Origin of the sequence: Echinicola rosea, assembly GCF_005281475.1 — a bacterium.
In the GTDB taxonomy this organism is placed as follows: Bacteria; Bacteroidota; Bacteroidia; order Cytophagales; family Cyclobacteriaceae; genus Echinicola; species Echinicola rosea.
This window is the reverse complement of record NZ_CP040106.1, coordinates 2,172,803-2,197,726: the sequence shown is the minus strand read 5'-3', so window position 1 is coordinate 2,197,726 and position 24,924 is coordinate 2,172,803. Positions and strand designations below refer to the sequence as shown.

Genomic DNA, 24,924 nt, shown 5'->3' with positions numbered 1-24,924 from the left:
TTAATCTTTGTAATAATAGCCAAAGCCTACCTTCGTTCTTATGGACTGCTTTCCAAAGGGCTTGTCCAGTTTATTCCTTAAAAAATTGATGTAAACTTCAATGGTATTGGTAGAGGAAGAAATATCCATAGAAGTCCCCCAGATCTTTTTCACCAAGGCTGATTTGCTTACAGGGCTGCCATTTGCATCCAACAAGGCCTCCAGAATTTGGAACTCACGGGGTGTTAGGTCGACCCTGACGTCCTTGTAAAACACTTCCTTATTTTTGCGATCAAGTCGCAACGCTCCCGCTACAACGATCTCGTCCAATGCCTTTCCCTCTGCGAGGAACTGTCCTCTTTTCAACAGCACTTGGACTTTCATCAACAATTCCTTCATGTAAAACGGCTTGGTCAGGTAATCATCCGCTCCGGCTTCGTAACCGGACACTTTATCTTCCAGCTCACCAAAAGCCGTAAGCATCAATACAGGGGTTTGTTGATTGGTTTTTCTAAAATTCCTGCACAGCTCAAAGCCGTTCCAGCCCGGAAGATTGATATCCATGATCACCCCGTCAAAGGACTCCCTTTCCAGCATCTTGGCCGCCAAAAGCCCATCGTATACCGCCACTGGTTCGATTCCTTCAGCTTTTAAGGCCGCGGTAATGTTTCGACTGAGGTCAGGATCATCTTCGACTATCAAAATTCTATTCATCGCTCCTTTAATGTGCTCGCGTAAATATAACCCAAAACAGGCCTATATTTTATGAGCTTGGTAAGTTTAAACTAAAAGGAAAAAAACGAATAATCACATAAAATGTTTCCGGCACCACATATCAACAATGCTGCTTGTTAAATTTTAGCATCCCAAGATTAAATAAATCGAAACCAATAGCGTACTAAATAACGTAACTACCCATTTTCAAAATATCTTCTTTCCAAGAAGAGTCACCAGACATTAATTTTTGATATATGGTTCTATACACTAGATAGACAAGGAGTTACGAAGCAAAAAATAAAAAAAGGAGCGAAATTTTCGCTCCATTCCGGTTGTGTGGAGCTGGCTGGACTGAACTTGAACCATTTGGTGGAAGATTTGAGGTTGTTGAGTTGGGCTTTGTAAGTAAAATCAAGGAAAAATCCCGCTCCCCCGATTCCGGAGACGCGCAGCAAGACTATCCTACTATTTCGTTCAAGATGCTAACAATTTTATCATTTTTGAACTATTGATGATTTGTACCATCATAATAATTATCCATTAAAATCGTAAATTGAAATAGCGTTTATTAAATAATTTAGAATATACATTAATTTTGATGGAGATGTTTTTTTGTGATTTATTAAAAGTATGTAAAATAGTATTTAATCTTTTTATTGTTTTTCTTCTTTTATTTCTATGTCCTTCCTGCGATAAAAGATCCAATAAAGAAGAAAGTAACCTTGTTACTATTGAAAAAGTTGATTCAATTAGAGTAGATTGGGAGACTAAGATTACAATCCTTGATTTTGATCAAAATAAAAGTAGATACCTGGCTGTTGATCAAGTGACAAAAGAATTTTTGATTATTGATAACACAGGTAAGGTGTTGGAGTCAATACAAAGGTTTGGAGATGGGCCTAATGAGTATAATTCTAGTTTGATTGCTGCATCTTTTTTTGAAGAAAAGGGGGGGTATCTTTTACTTAGTTCACGTGACCTTATATGGTATAGTGATGTTTGGGAGGTAAATGACAGATTTAGGTTCGTTTCCGAATGGTATGCAGTTTTTTACACTGGTCCTAGATATGCTGTTCCCTATTATTATCAGAAGAACGGTTCTGATATTTTTGTCTTTACGAACTTTTTTTCTGGTTTTAACTCAAATGCAGGTATTAAGGATACTAATATTGACTTTCTAGTTGAGCAATTTAATCCTGTGGCAGATCGATTAGAAAAAGTTATATTATTTAAAAGTGCCGATATTCCCAGAATTGATTTGCCTAAAGGGAATTCAAGCATGCCTGTTCAGGTTTATCATTTAGATAAAGAAAAAAATTTGATGTATTTAACGTTTCAGCATTCTAATGAAATTGGTGTTTATGATTTACGTGAAAATTTTGAATTGAAATATAATGTAAATTTTAATCATGATGTTTTTAACCAATCTAATAATTCCAAAAATGTTGGCCTTTTTCGGTTTGATCAAGGTCTTACTGGTATTCTTTATTTTAAGGGATTAAATGAATCCTCTGAAGTCGCTAAAAAAAGTGTAGATCCCAACTACGTTCCATTTTTTGACCCAAAATTATATGGATTAATTTTGATTAAAGATGACAAATCGATAGAAGTTGAAGTTCCATTTCCTTTTCCAGATTGTGAACCAAATTCTGAAATTGTGCAATTACCAGGAAATAGAATTTTGATGCGCGATATTTACAATGGGGATGTAGAACCTGAGTTCTCAAGCTACTCCATTTTCGAAGTTAGCGTACAATAGTTTATGTTAATAATCATATTATATATGTAATAAGGTTTACAACGTCCACATGGTGCCTTTGTGGCATTTATAGTTAACCGTGGTTTCCCAATTAAACAAACTGGCCGTCCCAGCTTTTATCCTTAACCCAAAACACACCCCTAAAAAATAAAAAAAGCTTGCATCTCTGCAAGCTTCTCGTGGAGCTGGCTGGACTGAACTCAAACCATTTAGCGGAGGATTTGAGGTTGTTGAGTTATTCTTTTTAAGTTAAACTAAGAGGGTTTCTGTTTCATTAGCTACAAAATAACACCAAAATGTGTTGTTATACCTTTGATTTTAATTGATAATGTGCATTTTTGTTTTGTTATAACGAGTTACACCATTAAGCAGGGCATGGGTATTATTCGAAATTCATGTATCTTTGGAATTATGATTGAATTGATTCAAAATAAACTTGATGAAATAATAACAGCGTGTAAGCAACATCACGTTGAGGCCATTTCTCTATTTGGATCAGCTGCAAAAAATGCCATGCATGAAGACAGCGATATCGATCTGCTTGTCGAGTTTTCTGATGATATTGATGTTTTGGAATATGCCGACAACTACTTTTCGTTATTAGATCAGCTTCAAGATATTTTAAATAGAAAAGTAGATCTTGTGTCTAGCAAATCACTTAAGAACCCAGTTCTAAAAAAAGAAGTTTATAAGTCAAAAGTAGATTTGTATGCAGCCTAAACTACTCAAATACATTTTAGATATTGAAAGTGTTATTGAGGAGATCGAATTTATTAAGCAGAGAACTCAAAACAACTTTAACAATTTTTCTGAAGATATCATTTTGCAGCGGGCAGTTGAGCGGGATTTAGAAATTATCGGAGAAGCGATACGGAAAATGATTGAGATCAACCCTAACATCAAAATTACAGCTTCTAAAAACATTATTGGATTAAGAAATATTATTTCACATGCTTATGACTCGGTTGAATCTGAAATGTTGTGGGGAATAATTCAAAAGAACATTCCTGTTTTAGCTGATGAAATTCGAAATTTAAAAGGTGCATAATCCGGTTTTTATTTTGTAACTGCTTCCATATTTATAGATCAGTATTAATTATAGGTATTGTCTCGTCCTGAAATAGCTTGATAGTTATTCTGGAATATAAAATATAGAGATAGCACATAGGTATAAAATAAAAAAGGCCTGCAGTGCTGCAAGCCTTTCCGTGGAGCTGACCGGATTGAACTCGAACCATTTGGCGGAGAATTTGAGGTTGTTGGCTAGTTTAGAGGGGGAGTGTGCTGTATAAAGGATATACTGCTATATAGGAGGGGATAACTTTTCATTTTTTTTAATGAATCTTACTATTCTATTTTTGTTTTATATTAGATAATTGTTATTTTTAACAAACTTTTAATATATAATGAAATATTTAGTGTTTAAAGAGGCATTTCAAAATTTTCCGGTCTTTTCTGTTAAGGACATTCAAAAGCGGTTTCCGGATTTTGATAACAGGAGATTAGTGGAATGGCAGGAAAAAGGATATTTGTTAAAAGTCAGGCGTGGATACTACTGTTTTACAGAACAAAGAAAAGATGAAAAGTTTTCGTATTTCTTGGCTAATGCTATGTATTCGCCGTCATATTTATCCTTGGAAAGTGGCTTGGCTTTTTATAATTTGATCCCAGAAGGAGTATTTATAACAACTTCGGTAACCACCAGAAATACGGCGAACCATAATACATCGATTGGGATTTTTGATTATAGACATATTAATAAACGCTTATTTTTTGGATATAGACTGTTAAAGGAGCAAAGCTTCACTTTTAAAATCGCTGAGCCCGAAAAAGTAGTGCTTGATTTCTTCTACCTCAATAAGATTGATTCTCCAGAGGAAATGGAAGAACTGCGCTTGAATGAAATTCAAGCCAAAGAAATCATAAACTTCGAAAAGTTGGATAAATATCAAAGAGTATTTGATTCCAGAGTAATAAATAAAAGGATGCAACTGTTTAAAAACATGATTAATGCTTAGTTTAGAAGAAATCAGACCGTATTACCCGGTATCATTACAAGGGTATGAAAGGTTCATGATTCGTGAATACCTGCAATATAAAATTCTTGAAATTATTTTCGACAGCTCATTTGAAAATAAACTGGCATTTTTGGGAGGTACGTGCTTGCGCATTGTCCATGGAAATAACCGGTTTTCTGAAGATTTGGACTTCGATAATTTCAACCTTTCCATGGAGGATTTTAATGCCATCACTGAAATTGTTAAGAACGAACTGGAAAGATTGGGATATGAAGTAGAAATGCGTAACGTACAAAAGGGCGCATACCATTGTTATATTCGTTTTCCTGAATTATTGTATAAAGAAGGATTGAGTAATCATAAAGAGGAAAAAATTCTTATTCAACTTGATACAGAACCACATGATTTTGACTACCAACCTGAGCAACCATTGCTTAATAAATTTGATGTCTTTACTCAAATAAATGCAACACCAAAGGATTTACTATTAGCACAGAAATTTTATGCAGTAATCAATCGAAAGAGAAATAAAGGAAGGGATTTTTTTGATATTGTTTTTTTATTGGGGCAAGGAGAAACACCTAATTATCAATACCTATATACTAAAATTGGTGTTCAAACCCCAGATGAACTCCGGAAACGGATACTGGAGAAGTGTACCCAATTGGATATGAAGAAAATGGCAGCTGATGTCAGCCCCTTTTTATTTGACCAGAAGGATGAAAAAAAGGTGGTTTTATTTTCAAAATACATGGAGCAAGTGAAACTGGCATAACAAATGGTGAATTGAAAAAATCTAAACTGGTGTAATCCAAAAAAAAGCTCAAAGTTGCATATCTTACAACTTTGAACCTTAAAACATTACAATTAATGTTGTGGAGAATATCGGATTCGAACCGATGACCTCTACACTGCCAGTGTAGCGCTCTAGCCAACTGAGCTAATCCCCCATATTTTTATCCGAAAACTACCCCTGATGACCTTCCCGACAGCCGTCGGGACGCTCTAGCCAACTGAGCTAATTCCCCTTAATGAGGGCACAAATATAGAACAGGGTTTTTATTGATGCAAGCGTTTGCAGCTTTTTGGTGCCTTTTTTTATTTCATCTCTATTCCTCCAAAAAGAACTAGCCGGTTGTGCAGCATCGCAGTTCCAGTTACGGGGTTCACATTAGGATAACCTAAACTTAAAACCATATCCAAACTTTAATTTTTAACATTCACTTACTTTGCCTTATCATAGGTAAAACCATGAACCAATCCAATAACAGCACTTCTGATTCCGAACTTTTGTCGCTGTTGAAGCAGGGCGACAATACGGCATTCCAAGTCATCTTTGACCGGTACTGGAAGCGTCTATATGCATATGCCTACAGTGTATATAAGGATGAAGGTGTCTGTGAAGACTGCGTGCAGGAAATTTTCATTAGCCTATGGCAAAACAACAAAGAGACCACCATCTTGCACTTGGAAGGCTACCTTTTTAAAGCCATTAAATACAAACTCTCCGCACACATCAAGAAACTGAAATTTGACTTTGTCCATGAGGAGGAATTAAAGCTGCTCACTAATCCGGAAAGTGAAAAGACAAATATGGAATACCTCGAACTCGAAAAGGCACTTACCAACCAAATCCATAAACTCTCAGGAAAATGCCATGAGGTATTTGTCCTCAGCAGGCTAAAAAACAAGTCCAACAGTGAAATTGCCCAGGAGCTGAACATCTCCAAACGAACAGTAGAAAGCCACATCAGCAATGCCCTCAAACTATTGCGCTCCAACCTCCGCGAAACCAGCTATTTTATACTTTTTATTACCCTAAGATTATGGTAATGTAACCTTCGCGCCCCTGTAATTAAGAAACCTTTAAGTTCACTTTTTCAGCTACGTGTGCCTCCCATTTACAGCACTATCTCTTAAAGAGCACATTTTGAAAAGGGAAGAATTCTTGAAGCTGGTAGAAAAGCACCAGCAAGGTACCGCTACAAAAAGCGAAGTAAAATTAATCGAAAAGTTCTATGATAGCATGCAGCATCGTACCTCCACAGATGAAGTCGAAGGCCTGGTGTCAGACGAAAAAGGACAGCAACTATTTCAAGCCATTTTAGGAAAACTGCCAAAGGAGAAAAACACCTCCTCCAGACCTATGTGGCACATCGTAAAAGCCGCCGCTGCCATAACGCTAATTTTTGTCGTGGGGATCACCATTAAGCACCTAACTGACAACAAAGGCACCACTGTTTCCACAGCAATGGGTGAACAAATCGAAATTCCACTTAATGACGGTAGTGTCGTCACCCTTAGCGAAAACAGTAGCCTGACGTATGCAAAGCAATTTGGGCGGAAAAGGAATGTCACGCTGAAAGGACAAGCCTTCTTTGATATCCAACGTGATATAGAACGGCCTTTTATAGTCCACACCCAAACCACAGATGTCAAGGTATTAGGCACCTCCTTTGACGTGGACACTAAAACGGCTGGAACTACCACCGTCAGTGTAATCAGTGGGAAGGTGCAAGTAACTCCTATAAATCATCCAAAACATAATGTGTTCCTGACCAAAAACCAACAGGTCACCAGTACCTCATCACGGTTGTCGTCAGTTTCCGCTTTCGAAGGCCAACAACCTATCGCTTGGACAAAACTGATTGTATTTAGCAACACGAATCTGGGTGAAGCAGCCAAGCTCCTCGAAAACCGCTTTGGATTGAACATCATATTTGAATCGGACGCATTAAAGGAAGAGCGCATCACCGGAAAATTCAAAGATGAAACGCCTGCTAATATCATGAAAAGTATCAGCCTGCTAAAGGGATTCTCTTATGAATTTCAAAATGCGAACACCATCACTATAACCGAAAAATAAAACGATACACCTTAATGCTAGCGAACAAGGATATCACTTAAATAAACTTAACCCAGTTAATTTCAGTAAAAATGAAAACACCATTACGATTTTTAGCTGCAATGAGCCGAAAGACAGGGCTTTTATTGGCCTGTTTATTCCTCATAGCCGTTCAAGCAAATTCCCATGCAGAGGGGAGCAAGCTCTCAAAGGTCCGATTATCACTGTCCCTGGAAGATGCCAAGATCACCCAGGTACTTACTGAAATCGAGCGTAAAACTGCTTTTTACTTCGTGTTTGATGAAAAAGTAAGTCAAGATGCTGAATTGTTCTCTTTCCAATTTACCGATGAAGCACTGCCGGAGATCCTAAACGAAATCGGCCAAAAAGCGGGGCTATCATTCGAAGCCACCAACAAGACCATCACCGTCTTACCCCTCGAATCTCTTCGCCAAACACTGACCGGAAAAGTCACCGATACATCCGGTGAACCACTTCCAGGGGTCACCTTACTGATCAAAGGCACCTCAAAAGGAGGGGTCACCGATGCCAATGGGGAATTCAACATGGATATCGAATCCTTCCCAGTGACCTTGATCGTTTCTTATCTGGGGTATAATTCACAGCAGGTGCCTGTAGAGAAAGCAGGCGAGCTGAACATCATCCTTGAAGAAAACATCAACGCCCTGGATGAAGTAGTCGTGACAGCATTGGGCATGAAAAGGGAAGAAAAAAAACTAGGCTATGCACAGCAAACCATTGACGCTAGACAGCTTACCGATGCCCGTCCAAACAATTGGTCAGAAGCCCTTCGTGGCAAAGTCCCCGGACTCCAGATCAACGGGCTGGGTGGGCCAGTGGGCTCGCAACAAATCATTCTTAGAGGAAACAGCTCTCTGGATCCTGGTAATAACGGCGCCCTGATCGTTATCGACGGTGTACCTATCCAGAATGAACATCCCGGATCGGGCCCTTCTAACGGCTATATGGGCGGAAGTGCCAGCAATGACACCCCCGTGGATTATGGAAATGCCATTTCTGACTTAAATCCGGACGATATTGAAAGTGTCTCGGTACTAAAAGGCCCAGCGGCATCAGCACTTTACGGCTACCAAGCGGCCAATGGTGCCGTCATCATCACTACCAAATCAGGCAAAGGCCAAAAGGGGCTGGGCGTCACGGTCAGCAGCAATACCAAATTTGACAATATCCAACGGTGGCCAGACTGGCAATATGAATACGGCCAGGGCAGTGGCAAAGGCGGATACTTAAAGCCTGCAACGGATGAAAATGGCAACCCCGTTCCGTATAACGACAGGCTATATTACAGCTATGGCGCCTCTGAAGATGGCAACAGCACTGCCGGTAGCAGTAGTGCATTTGGTCCTAAATTCGACGGCCAATACTACTATCAGTACGATCCGACAGTGGAAGGACAGTCACTTGAAAGACAACTTTGGAGACCCTATGAAAACAACCGTAAGGATTTTTGGCAAACAGGCGTGACCCAAACCACCAACATATCCATCCAAGGGGGAGATGAAAAAGGCTCTATGCGCGGCTCTGTTACCCACTCCAAAAATGACTGGGTCATGCCCAATACGGGTTTTGAGCAGCTCTCGCTATCCGTCAATGGAAACTATCAAGTGACCGACCGCATCAAACTCAGCTCCGTCGTGGACTACAGAAACCGTACCAGTGACAACCTCCCTGGCCAAGGCTACAACAACCACTCCATAGCCTATTTTATGATTTTCCAAAATCCCAATGTGGACCTCGCCTGGTACGAGCCTATCTGGAAAGAAGGCCAAGAGCAGGTGGACATGATCAGACCCTACAGTAGCTACATCGACAATCCCTATGCGATGGTATATGAAATCCAAAACAGCCTGGACCAATATGCCATTACCGGTAATTTCAAAATGGACATTGAACTACACCCTAAGGTCAACTTGATGCTCCGTGGAGCATTGAACATGTACGACAAAAACATGGATCAGGAAAGACCTTATGACATCAACCGTTATGCCCGCGGATATTACCGCAAAACAAACGTATTTAAGCAAGAAGTAAACACTGATTTCCTGCTGACCTATACCGATACCTTTGATGATTGGGAAGTGACGGCCAATGTGGGTGGAAACAGGATGGATTACCGCTACCTTCGTCAGGACTCTTGGGCCGAAGGACTTGAAATCCCCGGAGAATATAACTTGGTCAACGGCTCCCAGCTTTTCACCAGTAAATTTGACGGATATAACAAAGTAAACAGTTTATACGGAATGGTAACCGTGGGCTGGCAGGACAAGGTATTCCTTGACCTTACCGGACGGAATGACTGGAACAGTATTTTGCCCAAACACAACCAGTCCTATTTCTTTCCTTCTGCAAGCTCTGGCATCATTTTGAGTGAAATTTTCACCATGCCAAACAGCATCAGCTTCGCAAAACTACGAGCTTCCATCGCCCAAGTGGGTGGAGCGGGTAAATACGGCAACCGCTACAGCACGGACAAATATTACAGACGTTCTGATTTCCCAGGATCAGCCCTTGCCCCTACTTCGCTTTACAATACGGATTTCAAACCAGAGATCACCACCAGTAAAGAACTGGGCATTGACTTCAGGATGTTCCAAAGCAGGCTAAAATTGGATGTGGCAGTTTACCAAAACAACAGTAAAAACCAAATCTTCAATGCACCGCTCCCCTACTCATCAGGGTACCGAAGTGTCACGATCAATGCAGGAGAAGTACGTAACCGTGGGGTAGAAGTCATGCTTAACGGGGCACCTGTCAAAAATAAAAACTTCACTTGGAATACGACCCTGACGTGGGCCAAGAACAAGGGTACGGTCATGTCCCTGCATGAAAATGCCGAAGGCGGCCGATTCGAAATGCTAAGTTCTTCTGGAGCAAAATTGGTTGCTGTAGAGGGAGGATCACCAGCAGCTCTTTACGGAAGAGGCTATAAAAGAAGCCCGGAAGGAGAGATCATCTTTGACGAAAACGGCTCTCCTGAAATGACCGATGACATCATCTACATCGGGGACACCCAGCCCAAATGGGTCGCAGGGTTTATCAATACCTTCCAGTACAAAAACTTCCGCATCAACGCAGTGATTGACGCGAAATACGGAGGCACCATCTACTCCCACACCCACCATAAGTTGACCCAGCAGGGAAAATTGGACCATACGCTCGTGGGCAGGGAAGAAGGAGAACTTGTCGGCAAAGGTGTCGTGGACAATGGCGACGGTACGTATTCCGAAAACACTACCCCGATCTCCATCGCCAATTACTACAACCTGATGTATCCACTGGCCAATACTGAAGCCAATTCCTTCGATGCTTCTTTTATCAAGCTGAGAGAAGTGACCCTTTCCTATGATTTCTCAGAAAAATTCTTGTCCAAAACACCATTGAACGAAATGCGCCTCTCGGTGTATGGCAGGAACCTGGCAGTCCTTTCGGACTTCCCGATATACGATCCCGAAGTGGCCGGTTTTGCCGGAGGAACCAATATGCATCCGGGCGTGGAAGTTGGACAAATGCCAGTCCCTAATGAATACGGAGTGAATGTCGTCATTGGATTTTAATCAACGCTAAAATAACAGTCATGAAAAAATACATATATGCATTATTTGTCTCTTCCTTCTGTATGTGGGCCAGCTCCTGCTCAAAAGACTTTGAAGAGACCAATACGGACCCGAACAACTTAAGCAAAATCACCGCTGGAAGCACCCTAAACCCTGTTTTATATAGTCTGGCAAGTCAAAATGCAAAACAAATGCGTAGCGTCACAGCGCCCTTGATGCAGATGTTTCTGCAAACGGATGATTTTAACAATTCGCCTTTCTTCTATGACTTTGACCAAAACATCGGGGCTTCCACTTGGAACAATTATTACACCAACCTCAGCAATATCGCGGAAATGGAAGAGGCTGCAGTGCGCGATGGACTGCCCAATTATGAAGCCATTGCCCTGACCTTGAAAGCTTACGCCTATTCTGTCCTGACAGACTGTTTTGGTGATGTGCCCATGGCCAATGCCCTACAAGCGGAAGAAGATGTATGGTATCCGGAGTTTTCTCCCCAAGCAGACATCTATTCCCAGCTACTGGCGGACCTAGAGCGAGCTAACAGTATCTATGATGAAGAACAGGGCATGCCTTACGTAAGTGATATCCTGTACGGAAACGACGTGCAGAAGTGGAAAAAATTCACCAACTCCCTCCACTTGAGGCTGCTTCTCCGGGTGTCCAATCGATCCGAAACGGGAGCTTTTGAAAAAATCACCGAAATGATCAACCAACCGGAGACCTACCCGGTATTTTCTTCAAGTGAGGATGGTGCAGTACTCCATTTGGATGGCGTGGCACCTACCCTTTCCCCTTGGGACAGGCCCCAGGATTTTGGGGTGTTCCGGTATTACACAGCGTTTTTTATTGATAACCTTAATAATTTTGAAGACCCTAGGATCAGTGTCTTTGCCGGTACGGCTAAAGGCCTAGAGGGTGAAGATTATGGCTATATCGGACAGCCTACGGACTTTGTCGAAAATCCTTTACCTGACAGTATTGCTACCGCGTCAGGCGTAAAAAGAAGTTTGGCGGAAGCTCCGCTGATCATCCCTATCATGAGCTATGCCGAAGTGGAATTCATTAAGGCCGAAATGGCTCAAAGAGGCTATACCACTGATGCCCAAGAACATTATGAGAATGGCGTAAAGGCGGCGATAGAGATGTGGAGCCAAGAAGTTCCCGAAGGATATTTTGACAATCCAGCCGCTGCTTACGACGGAAGCTTGGATCGTATTTTACTCCAAAAATACTACGACCTCTTCTTTACCGATTACCAAGCATGGTTCGAGCAACGACGGACGGGACTCCCAGAACTCCCCACATCCGCATCCATGCTAAACGATGGCGAAATGCCATCGCGGTTTTATTATCCCATCGATGAAGCCAACAGTAATTTTCAAAATTACCAAGAAGCAGTCAACCGAATGGGTGGAGATGAAATCAACGTAAAAGTCTGGTGGGATCAAGAAAATTGACCTCATAAATTTCAGAGGGTGATTGTCAACTTAAAAAATGGCAATCACCCTTTTTTTAAACCCATAATCCATAAAACCATGAAAATCAACCATTTTATTTTAGCATGTAGCCTCGTTCTTGGCACTTCATGTACTGATGATGAATTTATCGATGTCGCTGAAGCACCAATCACAGAACCTCTTCATTCCATCAGCTCGACCACCACAACCATCAACAGCAGCTATACGGACGAGAGCAGCTTTGTGTCCAGCTTGGCCTCCCACGGATTTGAGACTCCTGCCACACTGGACCTTAACCGTACCGCCACCACCAACGGCTATAACTCAGTATATGGATTCAATATCCCTGCTGACAGACAGGTCACGGGCTTTAAATGGAACAGTGGAGACCAGCAAACCGAGGACTGGCGACCTCAAGGCATTACAGGATTCCAATGGAGCGGAAGAAACTTCCTATTGGTAAGTTGGTACGCTGTGGGGCCGTCCCAGATTCCTGGCATTGAAAATAAACACAAAGGCGCCAGGGTCTCCCTAGTGGACATCACCGACATGAATGACATCACGTATCGACACATCCTTCTGGTGCAGGACATTGACAATCCTTTTTATACCCCATCAAATGACTACACCCAATTGGGAGAATTTGGACCGGTACGGGTGCATGCTGGTGGATTGGCCTATTTCGACGAAAAGCTTTACGTTGCCTCCACTCAGTTGGGAATAAGGGTTTTTGATCTGAACAAAATCGTGGAAGTCGCTGGTGACAGCTCAAAATCCCGACTGGGAGAAGAAACAGACGGAACGCTGAGGGCTTTTAACTACAGGTATATTTTACCTCAATCCGGCTATTACGACATCCCTAATGCCGAGCCATTTTCCTGTATTGCCTTGGGAGAAGACAGCGCATCCAACCCAAGGCTTTGGACGGGACAATACATTTCATCATCCAGTTCCTCTACACCGACAGTTCACGGATTTTTGCTTAATGGCCAAGGAGAGATTCCTTCCAGTTCACCGGTAGAAGTAGTCATACCAAAAGATAACGCCACCGGAAACAATGGTCCCGTATTCAATATGCAGGGGGTGTACAGAAATGGCACCACTACGATCATGGCCGCCACGGGCAAAAGTACATACAAGGGCTCCACTGCCCGGCTGGTACGGTACCATGACGGTGATGCCAACGGCTCGCGCTACCGCTGGCCTCATGGTGCTGAGGACCTTTATTTTGAACAAAGTTCTGGATACTTATGGAACCTTACCGAATATGAAACTTCCAAATATGGTCAAGATAACCGCTGTGTCTTTGCCGTAAGGTATGCTGATTACGATTAGGGGTTAGACGTGTTTCTTCCAAGATTTTCTATAAAATAGGGATGTTGGAAGAAACACTTCATTCCTGCAAAACTACTCTTTCTCCCTGTTCAGCAGACTTCCTGGCAGCATCCAGGATCTCCATTACCCGCAAATTATTTTCCAAAGTATAGGGACTATATGCTTCCGGAACCCTTTCCCCCACAATTACCTCACGAAAATACTCAAAAGGATTGGTCTCCACGTCCAGCTCGGCCGCAACCGCCTTCATTTGTTTTTCATCGGCACCTTTGGTTCTATAGTAGAGCTGGACATCATCTTTGGTAATGACGTAGCCTTTTTCGCCATAAACTTCCATATCCTTCCTATTGAAAGGCCAGTTCCATGAGGCCTGGATGATACCTTGGCTGTTTTCATAATCTACGATTATGGTGGCTTCATCATCCACTTCGGGGTAAGTTTCCGGCTTATAGGTTTTGGTTATTGCCGTTACGGCAATAGGCTTTTTCCCGTGCATCAGGTAGGTCATGATATTGGCACCATAACACCCAAAATCCACCACGGCTCCTCCGCCATTTTTCACGGGATCGGTCAGCCATTCCAAAAATTCCGATCCCACCCCGATTTCCTTGGGACCCTCATGGCCATGGTGAAACACCATCTTTCGGATCTCTCCAAACCTTGTTTGCTGCTCCTCAAAAAAACGGAAAGCCTGCTCGGTAGCGGGGTACCAAGAGGTTTCATAATCCGTCAACAGGTGAATGGAATTTTCCCGCGCGAGCTGCGCCATGGTCCGTGCATCGGACAATGTAGTGGCCAGTGGCTTTTCTACCATCACATGGATTCCCATCGGCGCGGCCGCCTTCACCGCCTCGACATGATCCGCGATGGCCCCAAAGACCAATATACCATCCGGCTGGGTTTCCTGCAGCATCTTGGCCAGATCCGTGTACATCAGCGTTTCGGGCAGCTGATAGCGCTGGCGAAACGCTCCAGACAAGGATTTATCCGGCTCATAAACACCTACCAATTCCATCCCCTCCTCCTTTCCCCACTCAAAAAACCACGGGCTGTGGCCATGGGACAGCCCCACCATCGCAAATTTAACGGTTTCTTGGGCGGAAAGTGAGAACGTAAAAAGGAGCATAAGGATAAACAGTGTAGTTTTCAGAGAGGCTTTTATCATTGGTATTGGTTATTTTTTCCATTACAATATAGGGGAATATAAACGTTTTACCTACGACCACAGCCCTCCTCCCTTGCAATTCCCCTAAGTCAATGTGACATCACTTTTCGGCTAAGTTTTTCCAAATCCGAACAGGTTTTCTGAATCAACTGGAGTTGCTCGGTAAGGAGTGAAATTTCGGCGGTATTGGTCGTTTTAAGCAAGCTATCTTCACGGTCCAATATCGAAAAATCCAACTCATCACTGGCTTCACCCAAATGCTCTAGACTTCTCATCAGGTAATTACGGATCCGCTTGATCTTTACGACCTGATCATGGGAAGACAGTACCACATCCGAACGCACCAAGCTAGAAGAAAGCGTGGAAAAGTAAGAGGAAAGGATGTGGTTCAGCACCACAAACTGGTGCAAGTCCTGCTTATTCTTCTGTTTGCTCTTTGGTTCATCCAGCATCCGCTGAAAAGCTGCTGACAAATTTGCCGACTGGAGGTACATCTTCCTTCTTGCCAACCGATAAGCCACTTCATCGAACGCAGTAGGATCAAACCTACTGATGATCATGGCGAAGTATTCCAAGTTCGCTTTCAACACCTTTGCTGACATTTGCTTAAATCCTGTGTATTCCCAGCTGGGCAGGAAAAAATTGCTCGCCAGGTAGGCCAATCCAGATCCCAGCACCGTATCAATGATCCGTTCCCTGACGATCAGAAAATTGGATTCAGGGTATAAGAAAGCATACACGATAAAAATAAAGGGCGTCATAAACAATACTGCCAAGAAATACCTGATCCGGAGAAAGCTATAGGCCAACACCATAAACAAAACCAAGAAGACAAACCTCATGGTGAAATCCGGCACTAGGTACAAAATAAGCACTCCTGTAAGTCCTCCTATCAGTGTCCCTAAAATCCGCTGCGTGTTTCTTCGTTTGGTCAAACTAAACCCCGGCCTCAGGATCACCAATATCGTCAACACCACCCAGTAACTGTGATTTCCCAAGGAGAGCTGGAGGGAAATCAAATACCCCAACAAACACGTCACCGAAAGCCGAAGCGCATGGCGAAAGACATTAGATTCAAGGGATAAATTATCGACGATCAACTTCAAGGAGAAACTTTGATGCCCTACAAATTTGGAAAGACTCTGTTCACGCGTCTGGGAAATAAAGGTCAGCTTGTCTTCATAGAAATAATTGTAGATATCATCTATTCGTGCCGTAATTGAAGCCAAATTAGCATAGATTTTACGAAGCATCAGGCATTTTACACCTGTCTTTTCCAACGATTCAATTTGGCTCCGGAGCCCAGCCAAAAAATCAATGGGATAGTGGGGGTGCTTGGGTTTTTCATTATTGATCAAGGCATAGCCGAGCCTGGAAAGCTCCTCTGCCACCAACTGGATCCCACGTCTAAAATCATGTAGCACCGGATATTGGCCATATAGTTCCTGAAGCCTTTTATAGTCGTAGTGGGAAGCCATCATTTGCTCAAAAATATCCACCATATCCACGAATATCACCAATAGCAACTGTCCTGAACTAATGGACTCTCCCACCCGCTTTCGGGTTTTATAAAGTATCTCCCGCACGCTGTCCTGGTGTTCATTGACGCTTACTTGAATGGCGGCCAACTTTCGGTAGTTGGCCTCCACATCGGTATCAATGGCATAAAAAGCCGCCTTGTGCTTTAAAAACTCCGCCACCTTCAGCACACTTTCGCCCAAGGCCTGTTGGGCCACCCGGTAAGGCCTGATTTGCATAATGGATAAACTCAGCAAAGTGTACCATATTCCGCCAATCAAAACCATCAACGCATACAGCCAAAACGCGGAGGCTGTCTTATGGGGATCCATCGAAATGGCCATTCCAAGCAATGCTCCCGCTCCAACAGCAGCAGCCCGGGTGCCATACACGGTAAACATCGCAAACACAAAACCGAAAACGGCTATCTCAACCCCCATCAATATGGGATATTTATTCAGCACCCCTGTCACCAAGGCACTCAGAAACACAAAACCACAACTCGCCAACATCCCTGTCCTCCGGTGCTCCAAAGGTCCTGTGCTGTCAGAAATACTCACCAAAAAAGCACCAAGTGAAATACTAATCCCTGTCCTAAAATCACCTAATAACGAAAATACGACAGCTGGCAACAATACACCAAGCGTCATTTTCACGCCATCCGTGAAATATTGTCCAAAAATAAAACTCTTTAATTCTATAGGTTTGAAAAAAGCCATTCTTTGTTGTTGAATAGCCAATTTATAAAAGGAAAGGCAAACTAACATCCTTGATTAGCTAATTATTCAGGGCAAGCGCTTTTAGTGTTTTGAAGGGAGACAATTTTCGTGTAGGCATAGCTATCATCCGTGCCGCTGGCACTTCTTCGAGAGGTTGAGGAGCGCTTAAGCTCCTGCGGATGAACCCGCAGGTTACTAAATTTATCGTGCCGCTGGCATCTTGCCCCGATTTGTACATTGGTACCCGCAGTGGCCTAGGGTCAAGTCAACGCTTAAATGACGGGTAAGGCGGTAGTGGATTTTGGACGAGATCAAGGCGCAAAAAACGCCCCTATCCGTAGCTAAGGAAGTCTTTTTGCAACGTAGAGATAGACCAAAAGACACACCGGATTACCCGTAGGTTTAGGTTTGGCTTGACACTAGATTGCCGAATGGCTGGATGGGCAGAAAGAATGATGAGTTGATTTGCCTCGTACAAGCCTTCGCAACTATCTGCTCATGTATAGTGGCTGGCTTGGTTGAGGTTAAATCCTGAATCAATGCCGTTTAGTTAAGGCCATTCCCCTGTTTTCACCTGCTAGGAGTTTCTTTTCTATTTGACTTTAACTGTATGGCTTTGGCCATTTTGGTGGATTTTATCCTTTTCCTTTTTTCCATTGATGAAAAAAGAAAGAAAAAAATCTAGGCCGGTGGTATGCCTTTTAAAATGGAACATGGATTTACCCTGCGACCGAGATCCGTTCCCCATTTTAATTTCCAGCCGATGGCTACGACCTAAAAGCGAGTGGGTCTCGCTGTTCCACGACGCGAGCCAACTCACTTTCTTAACGGCCTCCACCATCGGCTGGAAAACAGGCATACCAAGGACCGTAATAAGGAAGCGATACCTTTTTGGGACTTATTATTTTAAAATCGTCACTGCGAGGCTTAGAGGGAGATATGAGGGGTGGAAGCCGTGGCAGTCTCAGTATTTCAGGATTGCCACCCCCTTTTCCAACCCACATCCTCCTTAAAAGGGTTCGTATGACGATTTTAATACAAAAATTAAGTCGAGCTCAGGTTATTAACTGAATCCGCCTTGCAGGTATTGGGCGTTAAGAAATTAAATAGCGGGTGGGCAAAAAGGCAGGCTTGTTTGACGAAGTGCTGCCCAAATGTTGGCAGCTAAAGAAGGTTTACCTGGCTTTAGATAGGCCTGCTTGGCTTTAGACAGGAGGAGTTTGCCTGCATGGGGGGAGGCTTTAATTTTAGCCCAATACCTGCACACCTGTGCGCCGTGGCGTAGCGGCGGGTTTTTTTGGTTACTTTTTTGACCTGCAGCAAAAAAGTGACAAAGGTAAAGGGATGAAAACCACCTAGGGATTTAGCTAGAAAAATAACTGCCCAAGGAAAAAATATAGAACCCATATTTTCCAGATACACACTAACTAAATGGAATTAAACCCTGAATAGGCGTTAGCAACTGAGCATCCTGCCTCATCCGCCTTTGTCGGAGGGTCATATAGAAAGGTACAGGTGACCACCTGCACCAAAAATGATTACACACAAAAGGGTAAGTTCCGTAGGAACGGCAGATATAAATGCAAATAGGAACATTTTTTTAAAATGGGTTTGCCATGGCTAATTATTCTCTGCCTGTGATTGGCGACTACTCATATCTTACTCTTCCATTGGCCATTCATAAAAGTTCAAGTAAAATCGACACATAGAAATAATAATTTATACATATTTTTATGTATTTTAAATAATTAAAAAAGTATTAAACACTGTAAATTCTTTTTGAAACCTTATATTTAATAAACCTTTACCCACACCAACCCCAGGCTTGTTTTAATTTTTCATGAAAAACTCAAAACGGTACTTTTTTCTGTACACTATTTTACTAGCTGCAGGATTTATTCTGGCAACAGTGGCAGCCTATGCGCTGGTGGAAAAGTGGCACCGCCCCCTCATAGCAAACGAATTAGCTATTCCCATTGCGGATTTTGAGTTCGATACCGACGTCCAATGTAGCATGAATGACATTGCCTTTACAGACTTATCCACGGGAGATATCGTTTCTTACGAGTGGGAATTTGGCGACCCCAACGCCGGGGAGCTAAACGTATCCAATGAGCAAAACCCTGTACACCAATTTGTCGGAACCCCTGGAACGGCCACGGAAACCTTCACGGTATCCCTGACTGTCACCGAAGCAGATGGCAGCCAAAGCACCGCCACGCAGGAAATCACGCTTAACCAAGCCCCTTCCTTGGCAGTTGGGACCGAACAGGACGATGTGGACTTTGATGACCTACAATACGTCATCATTTGTGAAAATGATGATTCCCAATTCACCTTTTACAACCAATCCACCACCCAAGAAACCAATGTTTCCTACACACTGGACTGGGGAGACGGTTCTGAACCTTTTACGGGTACGGAATGGACAGAGCTCTCCCATGGCTATAGCATGGGGGTTTACAGGCTCACCTATTCCGTTACCGGCCCCAACGGCTGCACCGCTACAGAAGAATATGGGATTTTTGTGGGATCCAATCCCGCTGTAGGGCTGGGCAATCCCGGCAACACCAATGTCTGTGGGGGGCAAACCCTCACTTTTCCCATCACCGGAACAGAGAACAATCCCACGGGAACCATGTACACGGTGGATTATTCCGATGGTTCTCCACCAGAAATTTTTAGCCACCCACCTCCAGCATCGGTTACCCACACCTTCGAAGAATCGTCCTGCGGGGTAAACAGCGGCAGCTTTCCCAACTCCTACTCTGTCAGCATCACCGCATCCAATCCCTGTTCGGCATCGGCTGCGGTGGTATCGCCAATATATGTTTCAGAAATCCCCGATCCTGAATTTGATGCACCGGAAGAACCTGTCTGTGTAGATGCCCCCATCCCTATCCAAAACCTCACGGAATTTGGTGGAGAAGTAACCACTAATGGGCAATGTGAAGATTTAGGGATTTTTGTTTGGGAAATCAGCCCAGCAACCGGCTGGGAACTTCCCGAAGGTACTTTGGGAACCCAAATCAACCCAGACGCACCTAATTCCTGGACCAATGGTTCCGAAATCATCAACCCGGTCTTTTCGGAAGCCGGCACCTATACCATCCGGCTGATCACCGGAAACCGCTGCGGCATCAATGAAGAGGTCAAAACAATCTGTGTAAACGAAATTCCGCAACCTGCATTTGAGCTAAGTAACACAAGTGGGTGCGGTCCCCTGTCGGTCACCACCACCAATACCTCCTTTGTAGATACCAGTTGTGGAGAAGATGCGATCTACAACTGGTCAGTGCAGTACCAAGGTGAGTTTTGTGGCACTGGCTCCGACTGGGAATTTGCTGAGGGATCTGACCAAAATGCTCCCAGTCCCACGTTTAATTTTAATGGCTCAGGGCGCTACACTATTAACCTGAGCATGATCACCAATTGTGGCACTTTTTCCACCAGTGAGGAAGTAGAAGTCTATGCCCCACCGGTGGTAGAGCTCGCTCCTATCCCTAGTGTTTGCGAACCTACCGTCATCACCCCCCAAGCGACAGTAGAAGGCTGTGACAATGGTGATGTCACCTATCAATGGACATTTGTGGGCGGTACGCCGTCCTCCTCCACGAGCGCTGATCCCGGGGAAATTGATTTTGGAACACCTGGAGAGAAATCCATCACCCTGGCTGTTTCCTCTGGTTGTGGAACGACATCGAAGACAGTATCCTTCTCCTTCGACCTTCCTCCGGTGGCCAATGCCGGTGAAGACGGCACCATTTGCCTCGGTGAGACCATCGACCTGGCGGCTCAAATAACCGACACCGAAAACCTCAGCTTCCAATGGTCCAGCGCCAACAACACCCCCATCACCGATGCCAATTCCCCTGCGGCCACTGCCAGCCCTACGGCAAGCACGGTATTTACGTTGCTTGTCACGGATACCGAGACAGGATGTACTTCCACGGATGAAGTGGCCGTGACAGTGGAGCCAGCCCCTGCCATCACCTTTTCCCAATCTGACCAAGTGATCTGCTCTGGGGAAACCACCACACCCGTAATCCTCAGTTCTGATCCGGGCACGACCTTAGAATGGACAGCGGATTATGGCCCCGTGACGGGAGGAACTGCCAGTGGCTCCACTGAAATCCCTGCACAACCCCTCATTAACCAGACCAATACGCCTGCAGAAGTCACTATAACAGCTATGATCACTTCTTCCACCCAAGGAGCCTGTGCTGTCCAACCAGCTACCTATACCATCACGGTTCAGCCAGAACTGGCTCATCAAGATGCCGCATTAGAGATCTGTAATGGAGAAACGTTCAGCTACTTACCTGAAAACCATATCCCCGGAGCTAGTTATAGCTGGGAGATACTGGATGCTGACCAGATCAATGGAGCCAGCAACAACACTGAGCCTGCGGCGTCCATTGGCCAGTCACTGATCAATACAGGCAATTCAGCTGCAAGTGCTACCTATCAAATCACTCCAATTCGGGGCGCGTGCAATGGGGCTCCATTCTTGCTTACTGTCACGGTCATTCCTTCTTCCAACCTCACACTCACCAGTACAGAACAAGCCATCTGCAGTGGTGGCACCAGTCAAGGGGTCACGATTTCAAGCAACATCCCCGATGCCACGTTCAGCTGGACTGCTTTGGCAAATGGTGTAGAGGGAGTGGTACCTTCTGGCAATTCCGCCACCATTCCTCCCATGGCATTGACAAACCCCACTGACACCCCTGTCGATGTGGTCATTTCGGTCAGCAGTACTGCCCAGTCCCAAGGCGACTGTGCTGCCAATAACCTCACCCATACCATCACGGTCTATCCTGACATTGTCATTCAAGCAGACATCTCGGACGTTAGCGGGTTCCCGATCAGTTGCCTTGGAGCAAACGACGGACAGATCGAAGCCACCATTTCTGGAGGCGACGGGCAGTATAGCTATGAATGGACCGGCCCTAATGGCTTTACTTCCTCAGCTCCCCTCCTAGAAGGCCTGGAGGCAGGTACTTACCAGCTTACCGTTCAGGATGGGACGGGTTGTGCGAGCACGGCTTCCTACACCTTGGAAGAACCTTCCCAGGTACAGGTGAATTTAGTGGGATCCACTCCCGTTTACTGTGCCGGAGAGGCCACTGGCACTATTGTAATAGAAGCTAGCGGAGGCAACCCCAATGTGCCATACACTTATGAATGGCAAAAAGACGGACAGCCCTATCCTGCTACTGGGGCGAGCATCAGTAATTTGCCCGCAGGAACATACGCTGTTACGGTGCTCAATGGGGAAAATTGTCCTACGAACTTCAGTGCAATATCCATTACCGAACCGGACAGCCCCCTGACGATTGGGTACCAAAAAGAGGACATCTCCTGCTATGGTGCAAATGACGGTTCCTTAACCTTGGACATCCAAGGCGGCGTGGCTCCTTACACGGTCTCATGGGATTTTGGATCTTCACAACTGGCCTTCACTGACCTTGGCCCGGACACCTATACGGTAACCGTTGAAGACCAAGCTGGTTGTATCAAAACCGAAAACATTACCATAGAGGACGCCCCGATTTTCCAAGTAACCCCTCAAGTAAATCAAATCTCATGTTCCGGAGCAAATGATGGCAGTATTCGCCTAGACCTTCAGCAGAGTGACCTTGATTACTCCATCCGATGGGATCATGGCCCTGAACTCGAAAGCCTCTTCAATCTCTCACCCGGTACCTACGGCGTATCCATCGAACAAGCTGATGGATGCAGCATCCGTCAGGAATTCAACATCCTGGAACCATCCCCATTGGTCATCGAAAGTCAAATTACTGACGCCATCGACTGTACTGACCCGCAAAGCGGGAATATCTCTATTGGCATTTCTGGTGGCACTCCTCCCTATTCCATCACTTGGAGCAATGGCGCCACTACTACCGACCTTAGCGGACTTACTGCCGGACAATACGAAGTCAATGTCACCGATAACGCTGGCTGTAGTGTCGTTCGCCTTATGGAAATCAAACGGCCATCTCCGATCACGGTCAACAATATCAGGGATACAAGGGTCTCCTGTGAGACAAATCAAGTAACCGAAGAAATCACACTATCCGTCACAGGTGGGACTCCTCCATACGCCATCAATTGGTCCGGCGGAGAGGTCACTGATGGAGGGCTTAAAATGACCACGACCGAATCAGGACTCTTCATCGCAGACATCACAGACGGCAGTGGCTGTGTGGTAAGTGAATCCTTTGCTGTCGAAAATCCCCCGACCCTAGTGGATGCAGCAGTAAACTCTGAGGCCTTTGCTACGCACAATGCCCATTTGGCACATTTTGAAGTAGCCTTCCAAAGCCTCTCTTCCGGTAACATCACCGGTTATTTTTGGGACTTTGGCGATGGCAGTTCCAGTACGGAAGAAAATCCCAGACACATTTATAAAAGCGCCGGGAACTACCTAGCTACATTGCTGGTCACAGATTCCTTTGGCTGTACTTCGGAAACCACGCTAAACGTAGAGGTAACGGACCATTTTGTCATGATGCCCAACGTATTCTCGCCAAATGGGGACGGACTGAACGATCATTTCTTTCCGAAATTCCGGTTGATCGCCGAACTGGAATTTATGGTACTGAACAAGTGGGGAGAGGTCATTTACCGCACGGAGGACCTGAATGCCCTTGGATGGGACGGCACCGTCAATGGCACACCCGCGGATGCAGGCAACTATGTGTACAAACTGAACTTTACGACGCTGGATGGCCGTAAGGACTCGATGACTGATGTATTTATGCTCTTAAAATGATTAAAAAGCTCACCATAGTATTGCTTGCCCTGACCTTGGCCTTCGGAAGTTCCAAAGCCCAGGATTTTCAGTATTCGCAGTTCTATGCCGCTCCACTCTACCTCAACCCGGCAATGGCGGGATCCACCGAGCTGACCCGGATAGGCGCCAACTACCGAAAACAATGGCCTGGGCTTTCCAATGATTTCACAGCCTATTCCGCATACATGGACCATTACAGCTTTGATATGAACAGTGGTGTTGGCATTGCAGTCAACAGCTTTAGGGAGTCCAACCAAAACATCAACACCAGTGACATCTCCCTATTCTATGCCTACAACCTCCAATTCGCAGACACGTGGAATTTCAGGTTTGGGGGGCAAGCAGCAATCGTCAAAAGAAGTGCCGTGCTGGACAACCTTATCTTTGGTGACCAGATCAACCTCTTTTCGCAAACCGTCGCCCCGAATACGTTGGACCAGATCCCGAACTTTGAACCTTACAGTTACTTGGATATTTCGTTTGGGGCACTGGTAAACAACGATGTCTTTTTCTTCGGAATGGCTGCCCATCATGTCAACCAACCGCGCCTGAGTTTCTTCCCTGGTGAAAACCAACACCACCTACCCCTAAAATTTGGGGTTCATGGAGGCTACAGCTTTCCCCTAGGCTCCAACTACCAATGGGGCTCGCAGTTTGACAACCAAATCACGCTTTTGGCCAGCTATAAACAACAAGGCCCTTTCAAACAATTGGACTTGGGCACGCAATTACTATATGGAAAAGTCATCGGAGGGTTCGGCTACAGGGGTATTCCCGGTACCCAAAACAGCCCAAATCATGACTCCATCATTGCCTTGCTAGGGGTAAAACTGGAGTCTGGCTTTGTGATTGGCTACAGCTATGACTATCAGCTATCCCCGATCGGCAGCCAGACCAAAGGCGCCCACGAAATATCCTTTCGGTACCTGTTCCTCTGGGGAAATCCAAAAGACAGAAACCGAAAATCCCGCATCAACGACTGCTTTTATTATATGATGTAAGTCATTATTA

Annotated in this window: 16 protein-coding genes and 1 tRNA gene; 12 read left to right on the top strand and 5 right to left on the bottom strand. The window is 44.6% G+C overall.

What is annotated here, in order from left to right:
• Nucleotides 1–693, bottom strand: a complete 693-nt coding sequence (locus tag FDP09_RS08925; RefSeq protein WP_137402333.1) for a response regulator transcription factor — start codon at nucleotides 691–693, stop codon at nucleotides 1–3.
• 601 nt (nucleotides 694–1,294) lie between these two features.
• On the opposite strand from FDP09_RS08925, the gene FDP09_RS08920 reads away from it, so the two are divergent.
• The 5 genes from FDP09_RS08920 to FDP09_RS08900 all read left to right on the top strand — a co-directional run bounded on the left by FDP09_RS08920 (nucleotide 1,295) and on the right by FDP09_RS08900 (nucleotide 5,248).
• Nucleotides 1,295–2,455 (top strand): hypothetical protein, encoded by a 1,161-nt coding sequence (locus FDP09_RS08920; protein ID WP_137402332.1) that lies wholly within the window; start codon nucleotides 1,295–1,297, stop codon nucleotides 2,453–2,455.
• A gap of 411 nt (nucleotides 2,456–2,866) precedes the next feature.
• Nucleotides 2,867–3,175: a type VII toxin-antitoxin system MntA family adenylyltransferase antitoxin gene (gene mntA, locus FDP09_RS08915; RefSeq protein WP_137402331.1), complete on the top strand. Its 309-nt coding sequence runs from the start codon at nucleotides 2,867–2,869 to the stop codon at nucleotides 3,173–3,175.
• Nucleotides 3,165–3,503, top strand: coding sequence for a HepT-like ribonuclease domain-containing protein (locus tag FDP09_RS08910; RefSeq protein ID WP_137402330.1), 339 nt, complete (start codon nucleotides 3,165–3,167; stop codon nucleotides 3,501–3,503). The genes mntA and FDP09_RS08910 overlap by 11 nt, the downstream gene beginning before the upstream one ends.
• A gap of 358 nt (nucleotides 3,504–3,861) precedes the next feature.
• Entirely contained in the window at nucleotides 3,862–4,473 is a 612-nt protein-coding gene (locus FDP09_RS08905; protein ID WP_137402329.1) for a type IV toxin-antitoxin system AbiEi family antitoxin domain-containing protein, read from the top strand.
• Complete coding sequence (locus FDP09_RS08900) at nucleotides 4,466–5,248, top strand: nucleotidyl transferase AbiEii/AbiGii toxin family protein (RefSeq protein ID WP_137402328.1); 783 nt, start codon at nucleotides 4,466–4,468, stop codon at nucleotides 5,246–5,248. Before FDP09_RS08905 ends, FDP09_RS08900 begins: the two co-directional genes overlap by 8 nt.
• 101 nt (nucleotides 5,249–5,349) lie before the next feature.
• Here the strand turns inward: FDP09_RS08900 and FDP09_RS08895 are convergent.
• A tRNA-Ala gene (locus FDP09_RS08895) sits at nucleotides 5,350–5,423 on the bottom strand.
• A gap of 301 nt (nucleotides 5,424–5,724) precedes the next feature.
• Between FDP09_RS08895 and FDP09_RS08890 the strand changes: the two genes are divergently transcribed.
• From FDP09_RS08890 to FDP09_RS08870, 5 genes are all read left to right on the top strand, one after another.
• Nucleotides 5,725–6,306, top strand: coding sequence for an RNA polymerase sigma factor (locus FDP09_RS08890; protein WP_137402327.1), 582 nt, complete (start codon nucleotides 5,725–5,727; stop codon nucleotides 6,304–6,306).
• 97 nt (nucleotides 6,307–6,403) lie between these two features.
• A complete protein-coding gene (locus tag FDP09_RS08885) occupies nucleotides 6,404–7,339 on the top strand; it encodes a FecR family protein (RefSeq protein WP_137402326.1) in 936 nt (311 codons plus the stop codon).
• Between the two features lie 71 nt (nucleotides 7,340–7,410).
• Entirely contained in the window at nucleotides 7,411–10,914 is a 3,504-nt protein-coding gene (locus FDP09_RS08880) for a SusC/RagA family TonB-linked outer membrane protein (protein ID WP_137402325.1), read from the top strand.
• Between the two features lie 20 nt (nucleotides 10,915–10,934).
• On the top strand, nucleotides 10,935–12,374 hold the full coding sequence (locus FDP09_RS08875) for a SusD/RagB family nutrient-binding outer membrane lipoprotein (protein ID WP_137402324.1): 1,440 nt from the start codon (nucleotides 10,935–10,937) through the stop codon (nucleotides 12,372–12,374).
• A gap of 78 nt (nucleotides 12,375–12,452) precedes the next feature.
• Entirely contained in the window at nucleotides 12,453–13,709 is a 1,257-nt protein-coding gene (locus FDP09_RS08870) for a hypothetical protein (RefSeq protein ID WP_137402323.1), read from the top strand.
• Between the two features lie 58 nt (nucleotides 13,710–13,767).
• Here the strand turns inward: FDP09_RS08870 and FDP09_RS08865 are convergent, their stop codons facing one another.
• The 3 genes from FDP09_RS08865 to FDP09_RS08855 all read right to left on the bottom strand — a co-directional run bounded on the left by FDP09_RS08865 (nucleotide 13,768) and on the right by FDP09_RS08855 (nucleotide 17,970).
• Nucleotides 13,768–14,874, bottom strand: a complete 1,107-nt coding sequence (locus FDP09_RS08865; RefSeq protein ID WP_229683539.1) for a Gfo/Idh/MocA family protein — start codon at nucleotides 14,872–14,874, stop codon at nucleotides 13,768–13,770.
• A gap of 89 nt (nucleotides 14,875–14,963) precedes the next feature.
• Nucleotides 14,964–17,111, bottom strand: a complete 2,148-nt coding sequence (locus FDP09_RS08860; protein ID WP_137402322.1) for an FUSC family protein — start codon at nucleotides 17,109–17,111, stop codon at nucleotides 14,964–14,966.
• A gap of 592 nt (nucleotides 17,112–17,703) precedes the next feature.
• Nucleotides 17,704–17,970, bottom strand: a complete 267-nt coding sequence (locus tag FDP09_RS08855) for a hypothetical protein (RefSeq protein ID WP_137402321.1) — start codon at nucleotides 17,968–17,970, stop codon at nucleotides 17,704–17,706.
• A 981-nt stretch (nucleotides 17,971–18,951) separates the two neighbouring features.
• Between FDP09_RS08855 and FDP09_RS08850 the strand changes: the two genes are divergently transcribed.
• Together FDP09_RS08850 and FDP09_RS08845 are read left to right on the top strand one after the other, a co-directional pair.
• Complete coding sequence (locus FDP09_RS08850; protein ID WP_137402320.1) at nucleotides 18,952–23,892, top strand: PKD domain-containing protein; 4,941 nt, start codon at nucleotides 18,952–18,954, stop codon at nucleotides 23,890–23,892.
• On the top strand, nucleotides 23,889–24,914 hold the full coding sequence (locus tag FDP09_RS08845; protein WP_137402319.1) for a PorP/SprF family type IX secretion system membrane protein: 1,026 nt from the start codon (nucleotides 23,889–23,891) through the stop codon (nucleotides 24,912–24,914). The genes FDP09_RS08850 and FDP09_RS08845 overlap by 4 nt, the downstream gene beginning before the upstream one ends.
• Nucleotides 24,915–24,924: the final 10 nt, after the last annotated feature.